General features: G+C 72.3%; 21 protein-coding genes. 13 read left to right on the forward strand and 8 right to left on the reverse strand.

Annotated features, from left to right (window positions below; all coding sequences use genetic code 11):
- Window positions 1-50: 50 nt before the first annotated feature.
- Window positions 51-608, reverse strand: coding sequence for an NAD(P)H-dependent oxidoreductase (locus ACZ3KP_RS02010; RefSeq protein WP_366890330.1), 558 nt, complete (start codon window positions 606-608; stop codon window positions 51-53).
- Window positions 609-710: 102 nt separating this feature from the next.
- Between ACZ3KP_RS02010 and ACZ3KP_RS02015 the strand changes: the two genes are divergently transcribed.
- The 3 genes from ACZ3KP_RS02015 to ACZ3KP_RS02025 all read left to right on the forward strand — a co-directional run bounded on the left by ACZ3KP_RS02015 (window position 711) and on the right by ACZ3KP_RS02025 (window position 4,111).
- Window positions 711-1,391, forward strand: a complete 681-nt coding sequence (locus ACZ3KP_RS02015; protein WP_467496748.1) for a TetR/AcrR family transcriptional regulator — start codon at window positions 711-713, stop codon at window positions 1,389-1,391.
- 115 nt (window positions 1,392-1,506) lie between these two features.
- Window positions 1,507-2,553, forward strand: coding sequence for a LacI family DNA-binding transcriptional regulator (locus ACZ3KP_RS02020; protein ID WP_467495613.1), 1,047 nt, complete (start codon window positions 1,507-1,509; stop codon window positions 2,551-2,553).
- A gap of 121 nt (window positions 2,554-2,674) precedes the next feature.
- Window positions 2,675-4,111 carry an aldehyde dehydrogenase family protein gene (locus tag ACZ3KP_RS02025; protein ID WP_467495615.1) on the forward strand — a complete coding sequence of 479 codons (1,437 nt, stop codon included), beginning with the start codon at window positions 2,675-2,677 and terminating at the stop codon, window positions 4,109-4,111.
- Between the two features lie 16 nt (window positions 4,112-4,127).
- Here the strand turns inward: ACZ3KP_RS02025 and trxA are convergent, their stop codons facing one another.
- Window positions 4,128-4,508 carry a thioredoxin gene (gene trxA, locus ACZ3KP_RS02030; protein ID WP_358983964.1) on the reverse strand — a complete coding sequence of 127 codons (381 nt, stop codon included), beginning with the start codon at window positions 4,506-4,508 and terminating at the stop codon, window positions 4,128-4,130.
- 135 nt (window positions 4,509-4,643) lie between these two features.
- Between trxA and ACZ3KP_RS02035 the strand changes: the two genes are divergently transcribed.
- Window positions 4,644-6,071, forward strand: coding sequence for a dihydrolipoyl dehydrogenase family protein (locus ACZ3KP_RS02035; RefSeq protein WP_467495618.1), 1,428 nt, complete (start codon window positions 4,644-4,646; stop codon window positions 6,069-6,071).
- Between the two features lie 161 nt (window positions 6,072-6,232).
- On the opposite strand, the gene ACZ3KP_RS02040 is transcribed toward ACZ3KP_RS02035, so the two are convergent.
- Window positions 6,233-6,877 (reverse strand): peptide deformylase, encoded by a 645-nt coding sequence (locus tag ACZ3KP_RS02040; RefSeq protein WP_467495620.1) that lies wholly within the window; start codon window positions 6,875-6,877, stop codon window positions 6,233-6,235.
- A gap of 125 nt (window positions 6,878-7,002) precedes the next feature.
- Between ACZ3KP_RS02040 and ACZ3KP_RS02045 the strand changes: the two genes are divergently transcribed.
- Together ACZ3KP_RS02045 and ACZ3KP_RS02050 are read left to right on the forward strand one after the other, a co-directional pair.
- Window positions 7,003-8,451: a PepSY-associated TM helix domain-containing protein gene (locus tag ACZ3KP_RS02045; RefSeq protein WP_467496749.1), complete on the forward strand. Its 1,449-nt coding sequence runs from the start codon at window positions 7,003-7,005 to the stop codon at window positions 8,449-8,451.
- 100 nt (window positions 8,452-8,551) lie between these two features.
- Window positions 8,552-8,968 carry a BlaI/MecI/CopY family transcriptional regulator gene (locus tag ACZ3KP_RS02050; protein WP_467495622.1) on the forward strand — a complete coding sequence of 139 codons (417 nt, stop codon included), beginning with the start codon at window positions 8,552-8,554 and terminating at the stop codon, window positions 8,966-8,968.
- An 81-nt stretch (window positions 8,969-9,049) separates the two neighbouring features.
- On the opposite strand, the gene ACZ3KP_RS02055 is transcribed toward ACZ3KP_RS02050, so the two are convergent.
- Together ACZ3KP_RS02055 and ACZ3KP_RS02060 are read right to left on the reverse strand one after the other, a co-directional pair.
- Complete coding sequence (locus tag ACZ3KP_RS02055; RefSeq protein ID WP_358983949.1) at window positions 9,050-9,397, reverse strand: tetratricopeptide repeat protein; 348 nt, start codon at window positions 9,395-9,397, stop codon at window positions 9,050-9,052.
- 49 nt (window positions 9,398-9,446) lie between these two features.
- On the reverse strand, window positions 9,447-9,746 hold the full coding sequence (locus ACZ3KP_RS02060; RefSeq protein WP_467496751.1) for a hypothetical protein: 300 nt from the start codon (window positions 9,744-9,746) through the stop codon (window positions 9,447-9,449).
- A gap of 97 nt (window positions 9,747-9,843) precedes the next feature.
- On the opposite strand from ACZ3KP_RS02060, the gene ACZ3KP_RS02065 reads away from it, so the two are divergent.
- The 3 genes from ACZ3KP_RS02065 to ACZ3KP_RS02075 all read left to right on the forward strand — a co-directional run bounded on the left by ACZ3KP_RS02065 (window position 9,844) and on the right by ACZ3KP_RS02075 (window position 11,697).
- On the forward strand, window positions 9,844-10,416 hold the full coding sequence (locus tag ACZ3KP_RS02065; RefSeq protein WP_467495624.1) for a dihydrofolate reductase family protein: 573 nt from the start codon (window positions 9,844-9,846) through the stop codon (window positions 10,414-10,416).
- Between the two features lie 51 nt (window positions 10,417-10,467).
- Window positions 10,468-10,683: a hypothetical protein gene (locus tag ACZ3KP_RS02070; RefSeq protein WP_132888064.1), complete on the forward strand. Its 216-nt coding sequence runs from the start codon at window positions 10,468-10,470 to the stop codon at window positions 10,681-10,683.
- Window positions 10,684-10,914: 231 nt separating this feature from the next.
- Window positions 10,915-11,697 (forward strand): chitosanase, encoded by a 783-nt coding sequence (locus tag ACZ3KP_RS02075; RefSeq protein ID WP_467496752.1) that lies wholly within the window; start codon window positions 10,915-10,917, stop codon window positions 11,695-11,697.
- Between the two features lie 72 nt (window positions 11,698-11,769).
- On the opposite strand, the gene ACZ3KP_RS02080 is transcribed toward ACZ3KP_RS02075, so the two are convergent.
- From ACZ3KP_RS02080 to ACZ3KP_RS02090, 3 genes are read right to left on the reverse strand one after another with little or no spacing between them, the layout of a single operon-like run.
- On the reverse strand, window positions 11,770-12,576 hold the full coding sequence (locus ACZ3KP_RS02080) for an SAM-dependent methyltransferase (protein ID WP_467495626.1): 807 nt from the start codon (window positions 12,574-12,576) through the stop codon (window positions 11,770-11,772).
- A gap of 35 nt (window positions 12,577-12,611) precedes the next feature.
- Window positions 12,612-12,872, reverse strand: coding sequence for a DUF397 domain-containing protein (locus ACZ3KP_RS02085; protein WP_132888066.1), 261 nt, complete (start codon window positions 12,870-12,872; stop codon window positions 12,612-12,614).
- Window positions 12,869-13,744 carry a helix-turn-helix domain-containing protein gene (locus ACZ3KP_RS02090; RefSeq protein ID WP_132888067.1) on the reverse strand — a complete coding sequence of 292 codons (876 nt, stop codon included), beginning with the start codon at window positions 13,742-13,744 and terminating at the stop codon, window positions 12,869-12,871. The genes ACZ3KP_RS02085 and ACZ3KP_RS02090 overlap by 4 nt, the downstream gene beginning before the upstream one ends.
- Before the next feature lie 240 nt (window positions 13,745-13,984).
- On the opposite strand from ACZ3KP_RS02090, the gene ACZ3KP_RS02095 reads away from it, so the two are divergent.
- The 4 genes from ACZ3KP_RS02095 to ACZ3KP_RS02110 all read left to right on the forward strand — a co-directional run bounded on the left by ACZ3KP_RS02095 (window position 13,985) and on the right by ACZ3KP_RS02110 (window position 20,896).
- Complete coding sequence (locus tag ACZ3KP_RS02095; RefSeq protein ID WP_467495629.1) at window positions 13,985-14,425, forward strand: ATP-binding protein; 441 nt, start codon at window positions 13,985-13,987, stop codon at window positions 14,423-14,425.
- Window positions 14,426-14,513: 88 nt separating this feature from the next.
- The gene (locus tag ACZ3KP_RS02100; protein WP_467495631.1) at window positions 14,514-14,789 is read left to right on the forward strand and encodes a hypothetical protein; all 276 of its coding nucleotides are present in this window, start codon (window positions 14,514-14,516) and stop codon (window positions 14,787-14,789) included.
- Between the two features lie 241 nt (window positions 14,790-15,030).
- Window positions 15,031-17,604: a Pls/PosA family non-ribosomal peptide synthetase gene (locus tag ACZ3KP_RS02105; protein ID WP_467495633.1), complete on the forward strand. Its 2,574-nt coding sequence runs from the start codon at window positions 15,031-15,033 to the stop codon at window positions 17,602-17,604.
- Between the two features lie 13 nt (window positions 17,605-17,617).
- Window positions 17,618-20,896 (forward strand): non-ribosomal peptide synthetase, encoded by a 3,279-nt coding sequence (locus ACZ3KP_RS02110; protein WP_467495635.1) that lies wholly within the window; start codon window positions 17,618-17,620, stop codon window positions 20,894-20,896.
- The last annotated feature ends 43 nt before the right edge of the window (window positions 20,897-20,939 follow it).

Below are 20,939 nucleotides of genomic sequence, written 5' to 3' on the forward strand. Positions count from 1 at the left end.
GCAGGGGCCGGAGCTCGGCTCCGGCCCCTGCGGTGCGTGCGGGAGGTGCGTCAGGCGGCCACGCCCACGTTGCCGTGCAGGCGCGCGACGACCTCGGTGAGCTGCGCGGCCACCTCGGCGTCGTCGGCCGGGTGGGTCTCGGCGAAGCGGACCACGGAGCCGGGGATGGACAGCTTGACGTCCTCCAGCACCTTGCCACCGGCGATGCCGACGGCCTTGCGGGTCTCGTCCTGCGCCCACACGCCGCCGAACTGGCCGAAGGCGGTGCCGACGACGGCGACCGGCTTGCCGCCGAAGGCGCCGGCGCCGTACGGGCGGGACAGCCAGTCGATGGCGTTCTTCAGGACGGCCGGGATGGTGCCGTTGTACTCGGGGGAGAAGAGCAGGAACGCGTCGGCGGCCTGGGCGGCCTCGCGCAGCTTCGCGGCGGCGGCCGGGACGCTGCCCTCGACGTCGATGTCCTCGTTGTAGAACGGGATGTCGGCAAGGCCCTCGAAGACCTCGACCTCGGCACCCTCGGGGGCGAGCTTGACGGCCGCCTCGGCGAGCTGGCGGTTGTGCGAACCGGCGCGGAGGCTGCCGACGAGAGCAAGGATGCGGACAGACATGGGGGAACTCCAAGGGGGGCTGAAACACTGCTGTCACATAACCGGACCAAGGTCCGGTTATTTCTAACATCCCAAACGGACCACGGTCCAGTTATGTTCCCGATGCTTTACGCTGTCTTCATGTCCAGCGTCCTGCCGCCCTTCCCGCAGCCCCAGGAGCCCTTCGACATCCCCGAGTTGCTCGAAGTGGGGCCCGCCCCGGAAGAGCCCTGCCTGCGCGCGGACGCTGCCCGCAACCGCGCCAGGCTACTGGAGGCCGCCGCCCGGCTGATCGCCGAGCACGGGGTGGCCGGCGTCACCATGGAGGCCGTGGCCGCGGCCGCCGAGGTGGGCAAGGGCACGGTCTTCCGGCGCTTCGGCGACCGCACGGGACTGCTCATGGCGCTGCTCGACCATTCCTCACGGCAGCTCCAGGCGGACTTCCTCGGCGGCCCGCCGCCCCTGGGCCCCGGCGCCCCGCCGGTGGACCGGCTGCGGGCGTTCGGCATCGCCGTGCTGTACCGCACGGCCGAACAACTGGACCTCAGGCTGGCCGCCGAGCAGGAGCCCACCCGGCGCTACTCTCACCCCTCGCTGCGGGCCCTGCGCACGCACGTCATGATGCTGCTGCGGCAGATCCAGCCGGACGCCGACTGCGAACTGCTCACCCAGACGCTGCTCGGCTACCTGGACCCCGCCCAGATCCACCATCTGACCAGGCAGTGCGGGATGTCGATGGAGCGCCTGGAAGCCGGTTGGACCGACCTGGTCGCCCGGGTCACCCGCACGGACCCGCCCCGCTGACCGCCGCCTCCGGGCCGCCGCGCGCCGACCCGCCCGGCCCGGTGGTTGGCCCCCAGTTCGTCCAACGGTGAATCACCTCGCCCCGCGCGTCCCCCGGCGCAGGCCTTCTGCCACTATGCCGTACGTCATGGTGCAGATACCGAAACCGCCCTCGGCGGCGTCGCCGACACCGCGCTCGGTCCCCACGAGCGCCGATGTGGCCCGCCTGGCCGGCGTCTCCCGCGCGACCGTCTCCTACGTCCTCAACAACACCAGAGCCGTCCGGATCAGCGAACCCACCCGCCACCGGGTCCACCAGGCCGCGAAGGAACTGGGGTACGTCCCCCACGCGGCCGCCCGCACCCTGCGCGCCGGCCACAGCCGCATGGTCCTGATGCCCGCCCCCGCCATCCCCGTGGGTCCGCTGTACGGCCAGTTCATCAACGATCTCCAGTGGGCCCTCAGCCGCCTCGACTACACGGTCGTCCAGTACGGCACCGCGGGCGTCCGCGGCGACGAAGCCGCCCGCTCCTGGGCCGAGCTGAGACCGGTGGCGGTACTGGTGCCCGGCTCGGGACTCGGCCCGGAGGGGGTCGCTGTCCTCAAGCGGGCGGGCGCCCGGGCCGTGGTGACCCTCGGCCCCGAACGCGTCCACGGTGCCCACGCCCTGCTGATGGACCACGGCGTCGTGGGCCACTGCGCCGGCGCCCACCTCTACGCCCGCGGCCGGCGGCGGATCGGCGTGGTCGTCCCGGACGACGCCGGCCTGGACTCCTTCTCCCGGCCCCGGCTCGAAGGCGTCCGCCAGGCCCTGCGTGGCACCGACGCGACGGTGACCGAGTTGCCGCTCGGCTACACCGAGCGCTCGGCGGCCGCCCTCGCCGCCAGATGGCCGGAGCTGGGCATCGACGGGGTGTTCGCCTACAACGACGAGTACGCCATGCTGTTCATGCGCGCCCTGCAGGACGCGGGCGTGCGCATCCCCGACGAGACGGCCGTGGTCGGCGCCGACGACCTGATGCTCGGCCGGCTGCTGCGCCCCCGCCTCTCCACGGTCCGCATCGACCTGCCGTCCGGCCGCGAACTCGCCGAACTGGTCGACCGCGTGGTGCGCGACCGCGGCGACGAGCCGGAGACGCACAGAGTCCTCGGCGCCTCGGTGGTGCGGCGCGAGTCCAGCTGATGGCCCACCCTGGTCGGGGGCGGTGCGTTTCCGGGCCTCCGCACTAGGATGTTGCGCGCTCAACCAACGGTCCGCGGACGTCGTGGGCCGCGCCACCCCGGCGAACGAACGGAGAGCCGTCATGCCGTTGCTCGACCCGAAGGCCTGGCAGGCGAGCGCCCTGTCCGGCGCGCAGTACGACGTCACCGAGCCCGCCACCGGCGACGCGCTCGGCACGGTCACCCTCGCCGCCCCCGCCGATGTCTCCCCGGCGGCCACGGCCGCCCACGCCGGGCACCGTGCCTGGGCCCGCGCACCGCACTTCGTGCGCGCCCAGGTCCTGCGCAGGGCGGGCGACCTGTTCACGGAGCACGCCGCCGAACTGCGCGAGTGGATCGTCCGCGAGTCCGGCTCCATACCGGGCAAGGCCGACTTCGAACTGCACGTCGCCGCCCAGGAGTGCTACGAGGCCGCCGCCCTCGCCTCCCGGCCGGCCGGCCAGGTACTGCCCAGCGAGGCGCCGAGGCTGTCGTACACGCGCCGGGTGCCGGTCGGCGTGGTCGGGGTGATCGCCCCGTTCAACGCGCCGCTGATCCTCTCCATCCGCTCGGTGGCGCCCGCCCTCGCCCTCGGCAACGGCGTGGTGCTCAAGCCGGATCCGCGCACCGCCGTCTGCGGCGGGCTCTCGCTCGCCGCGGTGTTCGCCGAGGCCGGGCTGCCGGAGGGGCTGCTGCACGTGCTGCCCGGCGGCGCCGACGTCGGTGCGGCGCTGGTGGCGGACCCCCGGGTGCCGGTGATCTCCTTCACCGGCTCCACGGCGGCCGGTCGCGCGGTCGGCGAGGCCGCCGGCCGCCACCTCAAGCGTGCCCATCTCGAACTCGGCGGCAACTCCGCCCTGATCGTCCTGGAGGACGCCGACCTCGACGCGGTGATCTCCACGGCCGCCTGGGGATCCTTCTTCCACCAGGGCCAGATCTGCATGACCACCGGACGGCACCTGGTGCACAGCTCGCTGGCCGAGGAGTACGTCGAACGCCTCGCCGCGAAGGCCGACTCCCTCGCCGTCGGCGACCCGCACCGCGAGCAGGTCCACCTCGGCCCGATCATCGACGCCGCCCAACTCGCCAAGATCCACGGCCTGGTGGAGTCGAGCACCGCCCAGGGCGCGCGACTGGCCGCCGGCGGCACCCACGAGCACCTCTTCTACCGGCCCACGGTCCTGGCCGGCGTCGACGACCGCACGCCCGCCTACGCCGAGGAGGTCTTCGGACCGGTCGCGCCCGTCCGCGCCTTCGCCGACGCGGAGGAGGCCGCCGCCCTCGCGGCCGACAGCTCCTACGGACTCTCGCTCGGCATCGTCACCCGCGACACCGCCCGCGGCCTGGACCTCGCGGAGCGTATCCCGACCGGCATCGTCCACATCAACGACCAGACCGTGAACGACGAGGCGGTGGCCCCCTTCGGCGGAGTCGCCGCGTCCGGCACCGGAGCCCGGTTCGGCGGCGACGCCAACCTGGAGGCGTTCACGAACGTGCGGTGGACGACCGTACGCGGTGACGTGGCACCTTACCCCTTCTGACGTCCGTCAGAGGCTGTCACTCACCCTGGGAGTCGCCCTGCTGTGCGGCGATGCTCTTGCGGACCTCGTCCATGTCGAGCTTGCGGGCCTGGCCGATGACGTCCGCCAGGGCCGCCTCCGGCAGGGCGCCCGGCTGGGCGAACACGGCGACCTGGTCGCGGACGATCATCAGGGTCGGGATCGACTGGATGTCGAAGGCCTGCGCCAGCTCCGGCTGCGCCTCGGTGTCGACCTTGGCGAACACCAGGTCGGGGTTGGCCTGCGCAGCCTTCTCGTAGACCGGGGCGAACATCCGGCACGGGCCGCACCACGACGCCCAGAAGTCGATGAGGACGAACTCGTTCTCGGTGACCGTCTGGTCGAAGTTCTCCTTGGTGAGCTCCACGGTGCTGCTCATGTGTGCTTCCCTCTTCCTGATGTGGGGGCGCCCCGGTGCGGGGCGGAACCGCTCGCCACAACGTGCCCGACCGGGCGGGTATTCCGGCCCCCTACCCATGTGGCCCGAGCGCACACCACCCGCGAGACTGACCCCATGACGGAAACGGAATCCATCGCTTACGACGTCGTGGTGCTCGGGGCCGGGCCCGTGGGGGAGAACGTGGCCGACCGCACCCGTGCGGCCGGTCTCTCCACCGCGGTCGTGGAGAGCGAACTCGTCGGCGGCGAATGCTCGTACTGGGCCTGTATGCCCAGCAAGGCCCTGCTGCGGCCGGTCATCGCCCAGGCCGACGCCCGCCGCCTGCCCGGCCTCGCCCAGGCGGTCCAGGGCCCCCTCGACACCCCCGCGGTCCTCGCCCGCCGCAACTACTTCACCTCGAACTGGAAGGACGACGGCCAGGTCGCCTGGCTGGACGGCATCGACGCCGCCCTGTACCGCGGCCACGGCCGGCTCGCCGGACCCCGTACGGTCACCGTGACCGGACCCGACGGCACCGTGACCACCCTGACCGCCCGGCACGCCGTGGCCGTCGCCACCGGCACCCGCGCCCAGCTGCCCGGCCTGCCGGGGCTCGCCGAGGTCAGGCCCTGGACCAGCCGCGAGGCCACCAGCGCACAGGAGGCGCCCGGCCGGCTGATCGTGGTCGGCGGCGGTGTCGTGGCCACGGAGATGGCCACCGCCTGGCAGGCCCTGGGCTCCCGGGTCACCCTCCTGGTGCGCGGCAAGGGCCTGCTCAACCGGATGGAGCCGTTCGCCGGCGAACTCGTCGCCGAGGCGCTCGCGGAAGCCGGCGTCGACGTCCGCACCGGGACCTCCGTCGCGTCGGTGACCCGCGAGAACGGCACCGTGGTCGCCGTGACCGACGCGGGGGACCGTGTCGAGGCCGACGAGATCCTGTTCGCCACCGGACGCGCCCCGGGCACCGACGACATCGGACTCGACACCGTCGGCCTCGCGCCGGGCTCCTGGCTGTCGGTCGACGACACCCTGCTGGTCGAGGGCACCGACTGGCTCTACGCCGTGGGGGACGTCAACCACCGGGCACTCCTCACCCACCAGGGCAAGTACCAGGCCCGGATCGCGGGCGACACCATCGCCGCGCGCGCCGCGGGCACGCCGCTGCCGGAGGGACCGTGGAGCGCGCACGCGGCCACCGCCGACCACCACGCGGTACCGCAGGTCGTCTTCACCGACCCCGAGGCGGCGGCCGTCGGACTCTCCCTCGCCGAGGCGGAGCAGGCGGGACACCGGGTCCGGGCCGTCGACGTCGAGTTCTCGTCCGTGGCCGGAGCGGGGCTGTACGCCGAGGGGTACAAGGGCCGCGCGCGGATGGTCGTCGACCTGGACGAGGAGATCCTGCGCGGGGTCACCTTCGTGGGGCCGGGGGTCGGCGAGCTGATCCACTCCGCGACGGTCGCCGTGGCCGGACAGGTCCCGGTCAGCCGCCTGTGGCACGCGGTCCCGTCCTACCCGACGCTGAGCGAGGTGTGGTTGCGCCTGCTGGAGGCGTACCGCGGCTGAGGCCGAGGGGGGCCGTGCCGGGCCGGGGCGGCCCGCCGCTCCCCGGCCCCTGCGGCACGGTGAGCCCGGTCCCGCCCCACCCGGCGGGGGCCGCACGTCGCGGTGCGGCCCCCGCGTCCCGCGAGGTGCCGTCGGCCCGTCTCCTGGCGGGGCGTCGGCGGCTACGGCAGGTCGAAGCCCAGTGCCTCGGCCGCCGTCGCCGGAGTCGGTCCGGCCCAGCGCCGCGCCACCTCCTCGTTCGACGAAAGCGAGCGCAGCTCCGCCCTGTCCAGGTACAGCGTGCCGTCGAGGTGGTCGGTCTCGTGCTGGACGATGCGCGCCGGCCACCCCGTGAAGACCTCGTCCACCGGGTGCCCGTGCTCGTCCGCGCCGGTCAGCCGCACGCTCGCCGCCCGGGCCACCACCGCCTGCCAGCCGGGCACGCTCAGGCACCCCTCGAAGAACGCGGCGCGGACGGCGCCGACGGGCTCGTAGACCGGGTTGACCAGCACCCGGAACGGCTGTGGGACCCGGCCGCGGGCGACGGCCACCTCCTGCGGCACCGGTGCAGGATCCTCGATGACGGCGATCCGCAGCGGGACCCCGACCTGGGGCGCGGCCAGCCCCACGCCCGGTGCCGCGTGCATGGTGACGCGCAGCGCCTCGACGAACCGTGCCAGCAGTGCCGGGGCCAACTGGCCGTCGTACCGCTCGGTTCCGCGCCGCAGGACCGGGTCGCCGGCCGCGACGATGGGCAACGGGCCGCCGGCGGCGAGGAGTTCCTCGACCCGTTCGGCAAGGGGTGCGCGATCACTGGGAGATGCCATCGCGCCAGCATGCCACGCCGAGACATGTGACACGGGTCACTTCGACTGTCTGGAACCCGGTCCGGTCGCGCTCCGACTACTGGACCGTCCCCACCCCGCACCGCCAGTCCCCGGAGCAGCCCACGATGTCCAGCGCCCCCTCGACCTCCCCCGGCTTCGGCTCCGCTCCATCGGAGGGACTCCCGGCGGACGGACCCCCGCAGCCCACGGTCCCCGCCGCGTCCTCGAGCCGCTGGGCCCCGCTGCGCCCCCTCGTCCTGCGCCTGCACTTCTACGCCGGCGTCCTGGTCGCCCCCTTCCTGCTCCTCGCCGCCACGACCGGCCTGCTGTACGCGTTCTCCTTCCAGGCCGAGAAGCTCGTGTACGCCCATGAGCTGACCGTCCCGGTCGGCAGCGCCGAGCTGCCGATCTCGAGGCAGGTCGCCGCCGCCCGCACGGCCCACCCCGAGGGCACCGTCTCCGCGATACGCCCGTCCCCCGAGCCGGGCGCGACCACCAGGGTGCTGCTCTCGGGCGTCCCGGGCGTCGGTGCGGACCACACCCTCGCGGTGTTCGTCGACCCGTACACCGGCAAGGTGCGCGGCGCGCTCGAACAGTACGGCTCCACCGGCGCGCTCCCGCTGCGCACCTGGATCGACGAACTCCACCGCGATCTGCACCTCGGCGACACCGGCAGGCTCTACAGCGAGTTCGCGGCGAGCTGGCTGTGGGTGATCTCGGGCGGCGGCCTCGTGCTGTGGTTCTCCAGGCGGCGGGCGCTGCGCAAGCTGCGCGGCACCGGTGGGCGGCGGCGCACCCTCGGATTGCACGGCACCGTCGGCGTCTGGGCCGCGGCCGGTTTCGTCTTCCTGTCGGCGACCGGCCTGACCTGGTCCACCTACGCCGGCGCCCGCATCGACGAACTGCGCACCTCCCTCGGCCAGGCCACCCCCTCCGTCTCGGCGGTCGCGAGCGGCGGCGAACACGCGGGCCACGACACGGCGTCCGCTGCCGGCGGTGGCGCCGGGCACGGCGTCGGCCTGGACAAGGTGCTCGCCGCGGCCCGCGCCGAAGGGCTCGGCAACCCCGTCGAGATCGTGCCGCCCGCCGACGCGAACAGCGCCTACGTCGTCCGTCAGGTCCAGCGCAGCTGGCCAGAGAAGCAGGACGCGGTCGCCGTCGACCCGGGCACCGGCGAGGTGACCGACGTACTGCGCTTCGACGGCTACCCGGTGCTCGCCAAGCTCACCCGCTGGGGCATCGACCTGCACACCGGGATCCTCTTCGGCCTCGTCAACCAGCTGGACCTCGCCCTGCTCGCCCTCGCCCTGGTCCTGCTGATCCTGTGGGGCTACCGCATGTGGTGGCAACGCGGCCGCGGCTCCGCCTTCGGCCGGCCGATCCCGCGCGGGGCGTGGGCGGAGGTCCCGCCCCACCTGCTGGTGCCGGCGATGGCGGTGGTCGCGGTGCTCGGCTGCTTCGTGCCCCTGCTGGGCGTCCCGCTCGCCGCCTTCCTCGCCGTCGACATCGTGCTCGGCGAGCTCGCGCACCGGCGCGGGCAGCGGACCTACGGGGGCGGGCCCGCCGTGAAGTAGCGTGGTCGGACACGCCGGCACCGCAGGGGCGAGCCTGCCGGACGGGCCCGCCGGTGCCCTGAGGCCACCTGTGCGGAGCCCGGAAAGGGGTGACGGGACCATGGGCCGGACCCGGCGCGGGCAGGGGGAGCTGGAGGGGCAGGTGCTCGGCGCGCTCAGGGAGGCCGGAGGTCCCGTCACGGCGGCCTGGGTGCGGGAGCGGCTCGGCGGCGACCTCGCCCACACCACCGTCGTGACCATCCTGACCCGGCTGCTCGCCAAGGAGGTCGTCGCCCGCGAGCGGCAGGGCCGGTCCTTCCTGTGGACGCCGACCGCCGACGTGGCCCGGCTCGCCGCCCTGCGGATGCGCCGCCTGCTCGACGGAGAACAGGACCGGGAGGCCGTCCTCGCCAGCTTCGTCACCGCCCTGCCGCCCGGCGACGAACAGGTCCTACGGGCCCTCCTGGACGCCGCCGGACCGCCCCGGCCCGACCCCCGCCGCGGCACCCGCGCGCACCACGACGACACCTCGGCCTGACCACCCCGGCCCCGTCACGGATGCCGAAGGGCCCCTCGAACACGCCGGTCCGGGGGCCCTTCGGGGATCAGTCACGGTCACTCACTCCTGCGGGAAGTCCCCGGCCAGCGCCGAGGCGATCCGCAGGTGCGGCTCCGCCTCCGTGTGCCGGGCCTGCCGCTGGAGGGTGCGCCCCAGCATCAGCCGGGCGTAGTGCTCCACCGGGTCCCGCTCGACGATCGTGCGCAGCTCCGCCTCGGCGCGGCTCAGCTGCGCCGAGTGGTAGTAGGAGCGTGCCAGCAGCAGCCGGGGGCCGGTCTGCTCCGGCACCTCCTCGACCAGCCCCGCGAGCACCCGCGCGGCGCCGGCGTAGTCCTTGGCGTCGAAGAACAGCTGCGCCCGCTCCCAGCGCTCCGCCGCGGTTCCCTGGTCGTAGTACGTGGTGTCCACCGTGACCTCCTTCGAGGGCACCAACGGACAGGGGTTGTTGAATATTCCACTACGTGACGGGGCCCGGGAACCGGCCGGTCGTGGGCGATCCCGCGCGCGGGTGGCGGCGATGGGCCGCGCCGCCCGCCATGACGGCCGGCGCCAGGCAGGAGATCAACGCCGGCGCCAGGCCGGCGCAGAAGATCGCCAGCGGGCCCAGGGGGGCGATGTGGTGATCGAGTACGGACACCGTGCAGCCCGGGCCGCCGGACAGGTTGCAGGCGACGGCCGGGGCGACGAAGGCGACGGTGGCCGTGAGCAGGAGGCGGATTGCACGGCCTCGGCGCGTTCCCGCGCCGTTCCCTCCCACCGACAATTTCGATTTCCTTGACAATTTTAATTGTCGGTCAGATCCTGGAGCTGCGAAGCCAGCTCCCCCACGGACACCGGACGGCGAGGAAACCCCGATGCGTACCCTGATCAGCACTGCCTTCATCTCGCTCGACGGCGTCGTCGAGGCTCCGGGCGGCGAGCCCGGCTACCGGAACTCCGGCTGGACCTTCAAGTACGTCGAGTTCGTGCCCGAGGCCTTCGAGATCAAGGGCCGCGAACAGGAGGAGTCGACCGCCATGCTGCTCGGCCGGGTCAGCTACGAGGCCTTCAGTCCGGTCTGGCCCGGCATGGCGGAGTTCGCGCACTACAGGACGGTGCCGAAGTACGTCGTCTCCACCACCCTCGCCGAGGGTGACCTGGTCTCCGACTGGGGCGAGACCACGATCCTGCGCTCGCTCGCCGAGGTCGCCGCCCTCAAGGAGACCGACGGCGGCCCGATCATCGTGCACGGCAGTGCCGAGCTGAACCACACGCTGTCCGACGCCGGCCTGATCGACCGCTACCACCTGCTCGTCTTCCCGCTGCTGCTCGGCGCGGGCAAGCGGTTGTTCAGCACCGCCGACAAGGATGCCCGGCGGCTGCGGCTGGTGGAGCACGAGGCCTACTCCAACGGCCTCCAGAAGAACGTCTTCGACGTGATCCGCTGACCCGGCCCCGGGCGCCGCATGATCTCCGCCCCGAACGGGCATTCGGACACCATGGGAGGCGCGCCTGTGATCGTGCAGCCGCCGGGCCCCGACGGTGGCCGGCGGGTCAGCATCCGCGGGGAGTACGTCGGCACCGCGCACCACCTGCTGGACGTGGTCGAGTTCCTGCGCCGGGCGGGCCTGCCCGAGGCCAGTACGACGGTCGACGACCCCGAGCTGATCGAGTGGCAGGGCATCGGGCCGAGCGCCTGGACGGCCGCGGACTGAGCCGCACGCGCCCCATGGGTTGCCCGGGAATTGCCTGGGAGTTGCCTGGGATTTGTTCGACCCTACGAACTTCTGTGTGACGGGTACACAACATCGGCCATCACTGATAGGAAACCTTCCTATCGATGAGTGTCGATGACCGACCCCTCACCCCCCGCAGGAGCCCCCGTGAGGCATCCGAACCACGCCACGACCAACCCCGTCCTGACCTCCCGCCGGGCGCTGCTCGCGATGCTCGGCGCCGCCACCGCCGGAGCCGTGCTGCTGCGCCCCGCGCACGCCTCCGCCGCCGTCGCCGCGAGCTGCGTCGGCCTGGACGACCCGGCGAAGAAGGAGATCGCCATGAAGCTGGTGTCGAGCGCGGAGAACTCCTCGCTCGACTGGAAGGCGCAGTACAAGTACATCGAGGACATCGGCGACGGCCGCGGCTACACCGCCGGGATCATCGGCTTCTGCTCCGGCACCGGTGACATGCTCGACCTCGTCCAGCTCTACACCGACCGCAAGCCCGGCAACGTCCTCGCCAAGTACCTCCCGGCCCTGCGCCGGGTGAACGGCAGCGACTCGCACGCGGGCCTGGACCCGAACTTCCCCGCCGACTGGCGCAAGGCCGCCCAGGACAGCGCCTTCCAGCAGGCGCAGAACGACGAGCGCGACCGCGTGTACTTCAACCCGGCCGTCCAGCAGGGCAAGACCGACGGCCTGGGCACGCTCGGGCAGTTCACCTACTACGACGCCATCGTCATGCACGGCGACGGCGACGACGCCACCAGCTTCCGCAACATACGCAAGCGCGCCCTCGGCCACGCCAAGCCGCCGGCCCAGGGCGGCAACGAGACGACGTATCTCAACGCCTTCCTCGACGCCCGCGTCTGGGCCATGAAGCAGGAGGAGGCGCACAGCGACACCACCCGGGTCGACACCGAGCAGCGGGTCTTCCTGCGCAACGGCAACCTGTGCCTCGACACCCCGCTGAACTGGAAGGTGTACGGCGACAGCTACCACATCGGCTGACACCCCCGGGCTGTCGTACCGCACCCCCATGCGGTACGACAGCCCAGGGGCCCTTCCCCCCTCGCAGTGGCCCTACGGCTTGATGCCCACCCCGGTCCACAGGCTGACCTCCGCGTCGGTGGCGGTCGGCTCGTGGTCCGGACGCCAGCGGTGGCCCACCGAGACGCCGGGGTCGAGCAGGTCGAGCCCGTCGAAGAACCGCGTCACGTCCGCGCGTGAGCGGAACTGCACCGGCGTGCCGGCGTTGGTGTAGATGTCGGTGACCTTCTGCCAGGTCGCGGGGTCGAAGTCGGGCGTGCAGTGGCTCAGCGCCAGCGCGCTGCCCGAGGGGAGGACGTCCAGCAGCCGGCTCACGATGCCGTACGGGTCCTGCGCGTCCGTCACGAAGTGCATCAGGGCGTTGAGGGACAGGGCCACCGGCTGCCCGAGGTCCAGGATCTCCGCGAGTTCGGGGGCGTCGAGCAGCGTCTGCGGGTCGTTGACGTCCGCCTCTATGTACGTCGTCCGGCCCTCCGCCGTGCTGCGCATCAGCCGCTCGGCGTACTTGAGGACCAGCGGGTCGTTGTCGGCGTACACCACCCGGGCGTCGGGGACCACGGACTGGGCGACCTGGTGCAGGTTGGGCTCGGTGGGGATGCCGGTGCCGATGTCGAGCCACTGCCGGATGCCGTGCTCGCGGGCGAGGACACGGGTGGCGCGGTGCATGAAGGCACGGTTCTCCCGGGCGCAGACGAAGATGCCCGGGTAGGCGGACGCCACCGTCTCGGCCGCCACCTTGTCGACGTCGAAGTGGTCCTTGCCGCCCAGGTAGTAGTCGTACATGCGGGCGGAGTGGGGCCTGCTGGTGTCGATGTCCCGCGCCGCGGGCGAGTTGCTCATCATGAACCTTTCCAGGGGGTTGCGTGGGGGAGGGGTCAGCCAGTGGTCAGATGGTCCGCGAGGCCCCGTTTGACCCCCGCGACGAACGCGGTGATCTCCTCCGGGGTGTAGATCAGCGCGGGCCCCGCGGGATCGGTCGACTGCCGCAGCGCGATCCTGCCGTCGGCGAGCTGCTTCGTCTGCACGCACTGGCCGCCGTTGGGGCCGCTCCAGGGCGACTCCCAGCCCTGCTCGCCGAGGTCCGATGCGGGCATGCCGTTGTACACGTCGTGGGCGCTGCCGTCGATGATGGTCATGAGTACTCCTTGCGCATGCGGTTCAGGAGCGCCCTGCTCTGCGCGTCGGAAGTGAGCAGGGACATGCGGTTGTGCGCCTCCAGGTGCGCCACGACGTCGGAGCGCTGGTCCAGGTACATCGCGCCGGAGAGGATCTCGCTGTAGACGACGTCCGGCAGTTCGGGCTCCGCGAACCGGAAGTAGGTGAACGGGGCGCACGCGCCCATGTGGGCGCCGGCGGTGAACGGGACGACGTCGACGCTGACGTGCTTCAGTTCGGAGACCTCCAGGAGCCGTTCGATCTGCTCCCGCATCACCTCGGGGCCGCCGACCACCCGGTGCAGGACGGCCTCCTCCATCACCACCCACAGGGTGGGCGCGTCGGGCCGCTCCAGCAGGGCCTGTCGGCGCAGCCGCAGGTTCACCCGCCGTGCCAGGTCCTCGTCGCTCTCGTGGGGAAAGCCGCCACTGAGCACGTGGCGTGCGTAGGCGTGGGTCTGCAGCAGCCCCGTGACGTACTGCGGCTCGTAGGTGCGCAGGGTCGACGCCCCGGTCTCCAGGCTCACGTAGGCGCTGAACCAGGTGGGCAGTACGTCACGGTAGGTGTGCCACCAGCCGGGCTCGTTCGCCCGCTCGGCGAAGGCGACGAACTCGTCCAGCTCCTGCCGGTCGGCACCGTAGGTCTGGAGCAGCTTCTCGACGTACAGGGGCTTGAGGGCGACCTCCGCCTTCTCCAGGCGGCGGATGGTCAGCGGGGTGACCCGAAGCGCCCGCGCGGCGTCCTCCAGTGACACGCCGGCGCCCTGACGCCGCTCCTGGAGCCTCCGGCCCAGGATCATGCGCAGAACGGTGGGCGCACTGGCGCTGCCCGCGTTCGAACGGCCTTCGCTCACGCCCTTACCTCCTGAGGAACCGTCAATGCGTCGAGTGTGACAGGCACTTGGTGCAGCGACCAGACCGATACCGGCATTCTGAAATTATCAGGGAGTCGGTTGCAGCCTGAACTCGGATGCGCGCATAGTTACTTGAGCCACTCGCGTCCACTGCACGGGCAACGCCCCGCTCCCGTGCGGACGTTGCTCCGCACTGCCCGCTCCTCGTCGCGCACCCCCGCCTTACGGAAGGCAGCCACCGTGTCCCCCCACACGACCTCCCCCCGTGACCTGCTGGACATCGCCGCCCCCGATCAGGCGCACTGGATCGAGTTGCCCTCGCACCGCTCCAGCGTCAGGGTCGCCCGCCGCTCCATGAGGACCCGCCTGAGCGAGTGGGGGCTCTCCCGGGACCTCTGCGAGAACGCGGTGCTGCTCGTGTCCGAACTGGCCACCAACGCCGTCATCCACACGCTCAGTGTGCGGATCCTGTGCGGCATGGGCCTGGTGTCCGAGGGGTGCCTGCGGCTCGAGGTCCACGACCACGACTACTCGCGCCGGAGCCTGCCCCGTCGTGAGCCCGGTCCCGACGACGAGGGCGGCCGGGGGCTGCTGCTCGTCGAGCAGCTCGCCGACTCCTGGGGGGTCGACCGGTCGCGGCTCACCAGCGGCCACGCGGTGTGGGCGACACTGACGGCCTGACACCGGGCTTCCCGTGCTCCGAACCAGGCAGGACGGAGCGGGACTTGACGATTTCGCGGGGTGCGCGGTGCTGCATATGATCTTGGTCGTGACTGTGCAGAACTCTGACAAGACGCTTTCCCGCAAGCAGCGACTCCAGGAGAAGCAGCGCCGCCAGCTGACGGTGGTGGACACCGTGGACAAGGCCGAGGGCAAGGTCCGCAAGGCGGAGGCCGAACTGGCGGTCGCCGTCGCCGAGGCGGTGCAGGTGTTCGGTGACGAGCGCGCCGCCTCCGAGGGCCTCGACATGCCCGTGGAGGCCATCCGCCGGTTCGTCGCCATCGCGGCGGCCGAGACCGCCGCCACCGACACCACCGCCGTGTGAGGCGACGCGTCGGCGCCGGACGACCCCGGCGCCGACGCGTGCCGGGCACCGCCCGGGGGGCCGCCGATCGGGTGATTCGCGCGTTCCCCGTCCGGGCGGGAAAGCAGGGAAATACAGGCCTGACGGCTCCTTCACGGCGCCTTCCCCCCTCAATGCGACAAGTGGCAGGCAAAGCCGCTATCCGGACAAACTGAATCCGCCGGTTCGTGATCAGGAACATTGACGTTCTTCAGGAGATCGCATGGTGGAGCAGTCCTCCGAGGTCGTGTCGGAGCCGGACGAACCTGCCGTCGCCCTGACCGACACGCGCCCCGGCCGAGCCCCGATCGAGCAGCGCCTCGCGCAGGCCCTGGCCGACCTCCTCGACACCGGGCATGTCCCCGTCGACGACCACTTCTTCACCGACCTGGGTGCCAACTCCCTGGTCATGGCCCAGTTCTGCGCGCGCATACGCAAGCAGCCGGACATGCCGTCGCCGACCATGAAGGACATCTACCGGCACCCCACCGTCCGGAGCCTGGCAGCCGCTCTCGGCGCGACCGTGCCCACCGACGCGCCACCGGCCCCGCCGGCCCCCGAGCCGGCCCCGGACCCCGGCCCGCGCCGCAGGCGCTGGGACCACCTGCTGTGCGGAACCCTCCAGCTGCTGGCCTTCCTCGGCTACTCCCTCGTCTCCGGGTACGTCACCGCCACCGGCTACGAGTGGATAGCCAGCGGCAAGGGCCTCGCCGACGTCTACCTGCGGTCGCTGCTCTTCGGAAGCGTCGCGTTCGCGGCGCTGTGCGCATTCCCGATCGCCGCGAAATGGCTGCTCGTCGGCCGCTGGCGACCCGCCGAGTTCCCCGTGTGGAGCCTGACGTACCTGCGCTTCTGGCTCGTCAAGGTACTGATCCACGCGAACCCCATGGTCTTCCTCACCGGGACCCCGCTGTACGTGCTGTACCTGCGGGCCCTCGGCGCCCGGATCGGCAAGGGCGTCACGATCCTCACCCACTCCGTCCCGGTCTGCACCGACCTGCTGACGATCGGCGCGGGCACCGTCATCCGCAAGGACTCCTTCCTCCTCGGCTACCGGGCGCGCGCGGGACACATCCAGACCGGCCGGATCACCCTCGGCACGGACGTCTTCGTCGGGGAGAAGACCGTCCTCGACATCGACACGGCGATGGGCCACGGAGCCCAGCTCGGTCACTCGTCCGCGCTGCACCGCGGCCAGGCCGTCCCGGACGGCGAGCACTGGCACGGCTCACCCGCGGAGCCGACGGCGACCGACTACGTCAGGGCCGCACCTGCCGACTGCGGCACCGCGCGCCGCTTCTGGTTCGGCCTGAGCACCCTGGTGCAGCTGTTCGTCCTGTACATCCCGCTGGCCGTCGGCGGCATCTACATGCTGTTCACCCAGGTACCGGCGATCGGCAAGCGACTCGACCCCACCACGACCGCGCTGTCCTGGCCGGAACTGCTCTCCGACGCCCTGCTGCTCTCCCTCGCGCTGTTCTTCGGGTTCGTCGTCCTCGGGCTGCTGGCCCTGTACACGCTCCCGCGCCTGCTCGGCCTGGTCGTCAGACCCGACCGGACCTACCCGCTCTACGGTCTGCACTACGCGCTGCACCGTGCCACCGCCCGGATGACGAACGTCAAGTTCTTCGCCTGGCTCTTCGGCGACAGCTCCTACATCGTGTTCTACCTCCGCGGTCTCGGATACGACCTGTCGCGGGTCGAGCAGACCGGGTCGAACTTCGGTACCGAGGTACAGCACGAGACACCCCTGCTGGTCACCGTCGGCAGCGGCACGATGGTGGCCGACGGCCTCTCCATCCTCAACGCCGACTTCTCCAGCACGTCCTTCCGGCTGTCGAGGGTCTCGATCGGACCGCACAACTTCCTGGGCAACAACATCGCCTACCCGGCGGGCGGCCGGACGGGCGACAACTGCCTGCTCGCGACCAAGGTGATGATCCCCCTCGACGGCGAGGTCCGGGAAGGCGTGGGACTGCTCGGCTCCCCGTGCTTCGAGATCCCCCGCTCGGTGGACCGCGACACCCGCTTCGACCACTTCAGGACCGGCGACACCCTGCGACGCCGGCTCGCCGCGAAGAACCGCTACAACCTGCGCTCCATGGCCCTCATGCTGTTCGTTCGCTGGCTGCACACCTTCTGGCTCACCCTGTTCGGACTCGCCTCCGTGGACCTGTACGGCGTGGTCGGCCATGTGGTGATCGCCGGATACCTGGCGTTCACGCTCGTCTTCTCCACCGCCTACTACATCCTCGTGGAGCGCTACCTCGCCTCCTTCCGGGCGCTGCGCCCCCGGCTGTGCTCCATCTACGAGCCGTACTTCTGGTGGCACGAGCGGCTGTGGAAGGTACCCGACCACTTCCTCAACATCTTCAACGGCACCCCCTACAAGAGCCTGGTGTGGCGGCTGCTCGGCGTGCGCATCGGCAGCAGGGTCTTCGACGACGGCTGCTACCTGACCGAGCGGACCCTCACCACCATCGGCGACGAGTGCACCCTCAACGCCGGCAGCAAGATCCAGTGCCACTCCCAGGAGGACGGCACCTTCAAGTCCGACGGCACCACCCTGGGCGCCCGCTGCACGCTGGGCGTCGCCGCCCACGTGCACTACGGCGTGACCATGGGCGACGGCTCCGTCCTGGCACCCGACGCCTTCCTGATGAAGGGCGAGGAAGTCCCCCCGAACGCCCGGTGGGGCGGCAATCCCGCGGTCGACCTGCCCGAGACCGACAGCCGGCCCGCCGGCCCGGGCCGGGCGAAGCCGACCACCGACGCCGCCGCGGCGACCGTGAGTTGAGGAAGGCCATTCGATGCGAACGCGCGTGGAGACCGACCGGGAGTTCTGGAGCCGGGCACTGACCGCCGGCGGTGTCACCACCGTGCCCCGGTGGACCGCGGAACCGGCGCCGGGCACGGCCGGGCACGGGACACCCGCCCCGGGAACGGACGAGCACGAGATACCGGTGCCTGACGACCTGACCGCGCGGCTGCGGGCGCTGGCCGCGCACCGCGAACTGCCGGTCGGCACCCTGCTGCTGGCCGCGCATCTCAAGGTGCTGGCCGTACTGTCCGGCGAGCCGGAGGTGGTCACCGGTCACAGCACCGGCACATCCGCCGAACCGCTGCCCTGCCGGACGTCCGTACCCGCCGGCTCCTGGCACACCCTGCTGACCGCCGCCCGGTCGGCCGAGACCGAGGTGCTGACCCACCGGGACTTCCCGGTCGAGAAGCTGCGCCGGGAACTGGGGCTGACCGAACCACCGTACGAGATCGTGTCCGGCCCCCTCGAAACCGACGCGGCCCACGCCGACACCGGCTCCCTGCACGTGCGCTGGTCCGACCGGGCCGGACGGCTCACCCTGCGCCTGCGGCACCGCACCGACGTACTGGACACCGCGGCGGCGGCCCGGATCGGCGGCTACCACCTGGCGGCCCTGCGCCTGATGACCGCCGACCCGGACGCCGACCACACCCGGCAGAGTCTGCTGTCCGCCGAGGAACGGCGCGAGCAGCTCGACGGCATGGCGGGTCCGTACCGGCCGCTGCCGGACGCCCGGGCCCACGAACTGTTCGAACAGCGGGTACGGGCGCACCCACAGGCGGTGGCGGCCGTACACGGCGGGCGGGAGTGGACGTACGACGAACTCAACCGGCGGGCCAACCGGCTGGCGCGGGCGCTGCTGGCGCGGGGCCTGGACCGGGAGGGCGTGGTCGCCGTCGTCACCGAGCGCACCCTCGACTGGTCGGCGGCGGTGCTCGCGGTGTTCAAGGCCGGCGGTGTCTACCTGCCGATCGAACCGCACTTCCCGGCCGGCCGGATCGCCGCGACCCTCTCCCGGGCCGGCTGCCGGCTGGTCCTGACCGGGACCGGCCCCACCGACACCCTCGACGAGGCCCTGGCCGGCCTGCCGGGGACCCGGAAACTGCCGGTCGAGGAGGCGTACGCCGAACCGCACGCCGACGACGACCCCGGCATCCCGGTCGACCCCGGCCAACTCGCCTACATCTACTTCACCTCCGGCTCCACCGGCGAGCCGAAGGGCGCGATGTGCGAGCACGCGGGCATGCTCAACCACCTCCACGCCAAGATCGACGACCTGGCGATCGGAGAGGGGTGCGTCGTCGCCCAGACCGCCCCGCAGTGCTTCGACATCTCCCTGTGGCAGCTCCTCGCCCCGCTCCTGGTGGGCGGCCGGACCCTGCTGGTCGAGCAGGACGTGATCACGGACGTGGCGCGGTTCGTCGACACCCTGGAGAGCGGCCGGGTCGGCGTGGCGCAGCTGGTGCCGTCGTACCTGGAGGTCGTGGTCTCCTACCTGGAACGCACCCCGCGCCCGCTGCCCGACCTGCGCTGCGTGTCGGTGACCGGCGAGGCGCTCAAACGCGAGCTGGTCCAGCGCTGGCTCGCCGTCCAGCCCGGCATCGGGCTGCTCAACGCCTACGGGCTGACGGAGACGTCCGACGACACCAACCACGAGCTGCTCCGCGAGGTGCCCGACCGGGTGCTGCTCGGCCGGCCCGTCGGCAACGTCCGGGTCTACGTCGTGGACGAGCACCTGTCGCTGCTGCCGCTGGGCGCCCCGGGACTGATCGCGTTCTCCGGCGTCTGCGTGGGCCGCGGATACGTCAACGACCCCGAGCGCACCCGGGAGGCCTACCGGACCGACCCCTACCGGCCCGGTGAACGGCTCTACCTGGGCGGCGACTGGGGGCGCTGGCACCCCGGCGGCAAACTGGAGTTCCTCGGCCGCCGGGACAGCCAGGTCAAGATCCGCGGCTTCCGGATCGAGATCGGCGAGATCGAGAACGCGCTGCTGCGCGTGGCCGGAGTACGGGACGGCGCGGTGGTCGTCGCCGAACGCGGCGGAGGCGGCAAGCACCTGATCGCCTTCCACAGCGGCGAACAGCGGCCCGCGGAGCGGCTGCGGGAGGCGCTCGCCGCCACCCTGCCCGACTACATGGTGCCCTCGGCCTTCCACTGGCGGCAGAGCCTGCCGCTGACCCCCAACGGCAAGATCGACCGCAAGGCCCTGACAAGGCAGGCCGAGGAGGCGTCCCGGCCCGCCGAGCCGTCCGCGGGCGACCTGAGCCCGGCCGAACGGCGGCTGGCCGCGGTCTGGGCCGAACTGCTCGGCGTCCCCGCGGAGCGGATCGGCCGCACGGACCACTTCTTCGACTCCGGCGGCACCTCCCTCACCGCGGTCAAGCTCAGCCTCGCGCTGGACCGCGCGGTCTCCCTCAAGGACATCACCCGGCACCCCGTCCTCGCCGACCTGGCCGCCCTGCTGGAAGGCACGGCGGACCGGCCCCAGCAGGAACTGCTGCTCTCCCTCTCGGGCGGGAGCGGGGGACCGGACAACGCCCTGGTGTGCTTCCCGTACGCGGGCGGCAACGCGGTCAACTACCAGCCGATGGCGAGCGCGCTGGCCGACAGCGGCCTCGCGGTACTCGCCGTGGACCTGCCCGGCCACAACCTGGCCGCACCCCCCGAACCCTTCGCCCCGATCGAGGAGGTGGCCGAACGGGTCGCCGCGGAGATCGCGGCACGCGGCCCGACCCGGGTCATGCTGTGGGGACACTCGTCGGGAGCCGCGCCCGCCGTGGAGACGGCCAGGCGGCTCCAGCAGCGGGGCGTACAGGTGGCACGGGTCTTCCTCGGCGCCCACCTGCTCGGCACCGCGGCCGAGCGGCAGGCCGCCGTCGCCGAACTGACGGCCCGCAGCGACCGCGAGATCGCGGCGCGACTGGCCGCCGACGGCGGCCACGCCGAACTCGCCGAGCTGACCCCCCGGCACGCCGAGCACATCGCCGCCGCCTACCGTCACGACTGCCTCTCGGCGCACCGCTACTTCCACGCGGCTCTCCAGGCGCCGCCACCGGTCAGGCTGTCCGCACCGGTGACGGTGGTCGTCGCCGCCGACGACCCGCACACCGCGGGCCACGACCGCCGGCACCGGGACTGGCAGCTCCTCGCCGACCACGTCGAGCTCCACGAACTCGCCGACGGCGGGCACCACTTCACCCGTACCCGGCCCGCCGAGGCGGCACGGGCCGTCCTGGACACCGTCCTGCCCCTCGCCTCCTCCTGACCGACGTCCGACGTCCCGACCCGTCACACCCCAGGCGGTCGAC

The organism is Streptomyces sp. NPDC020958 (genome assembly GCF_055562175.1).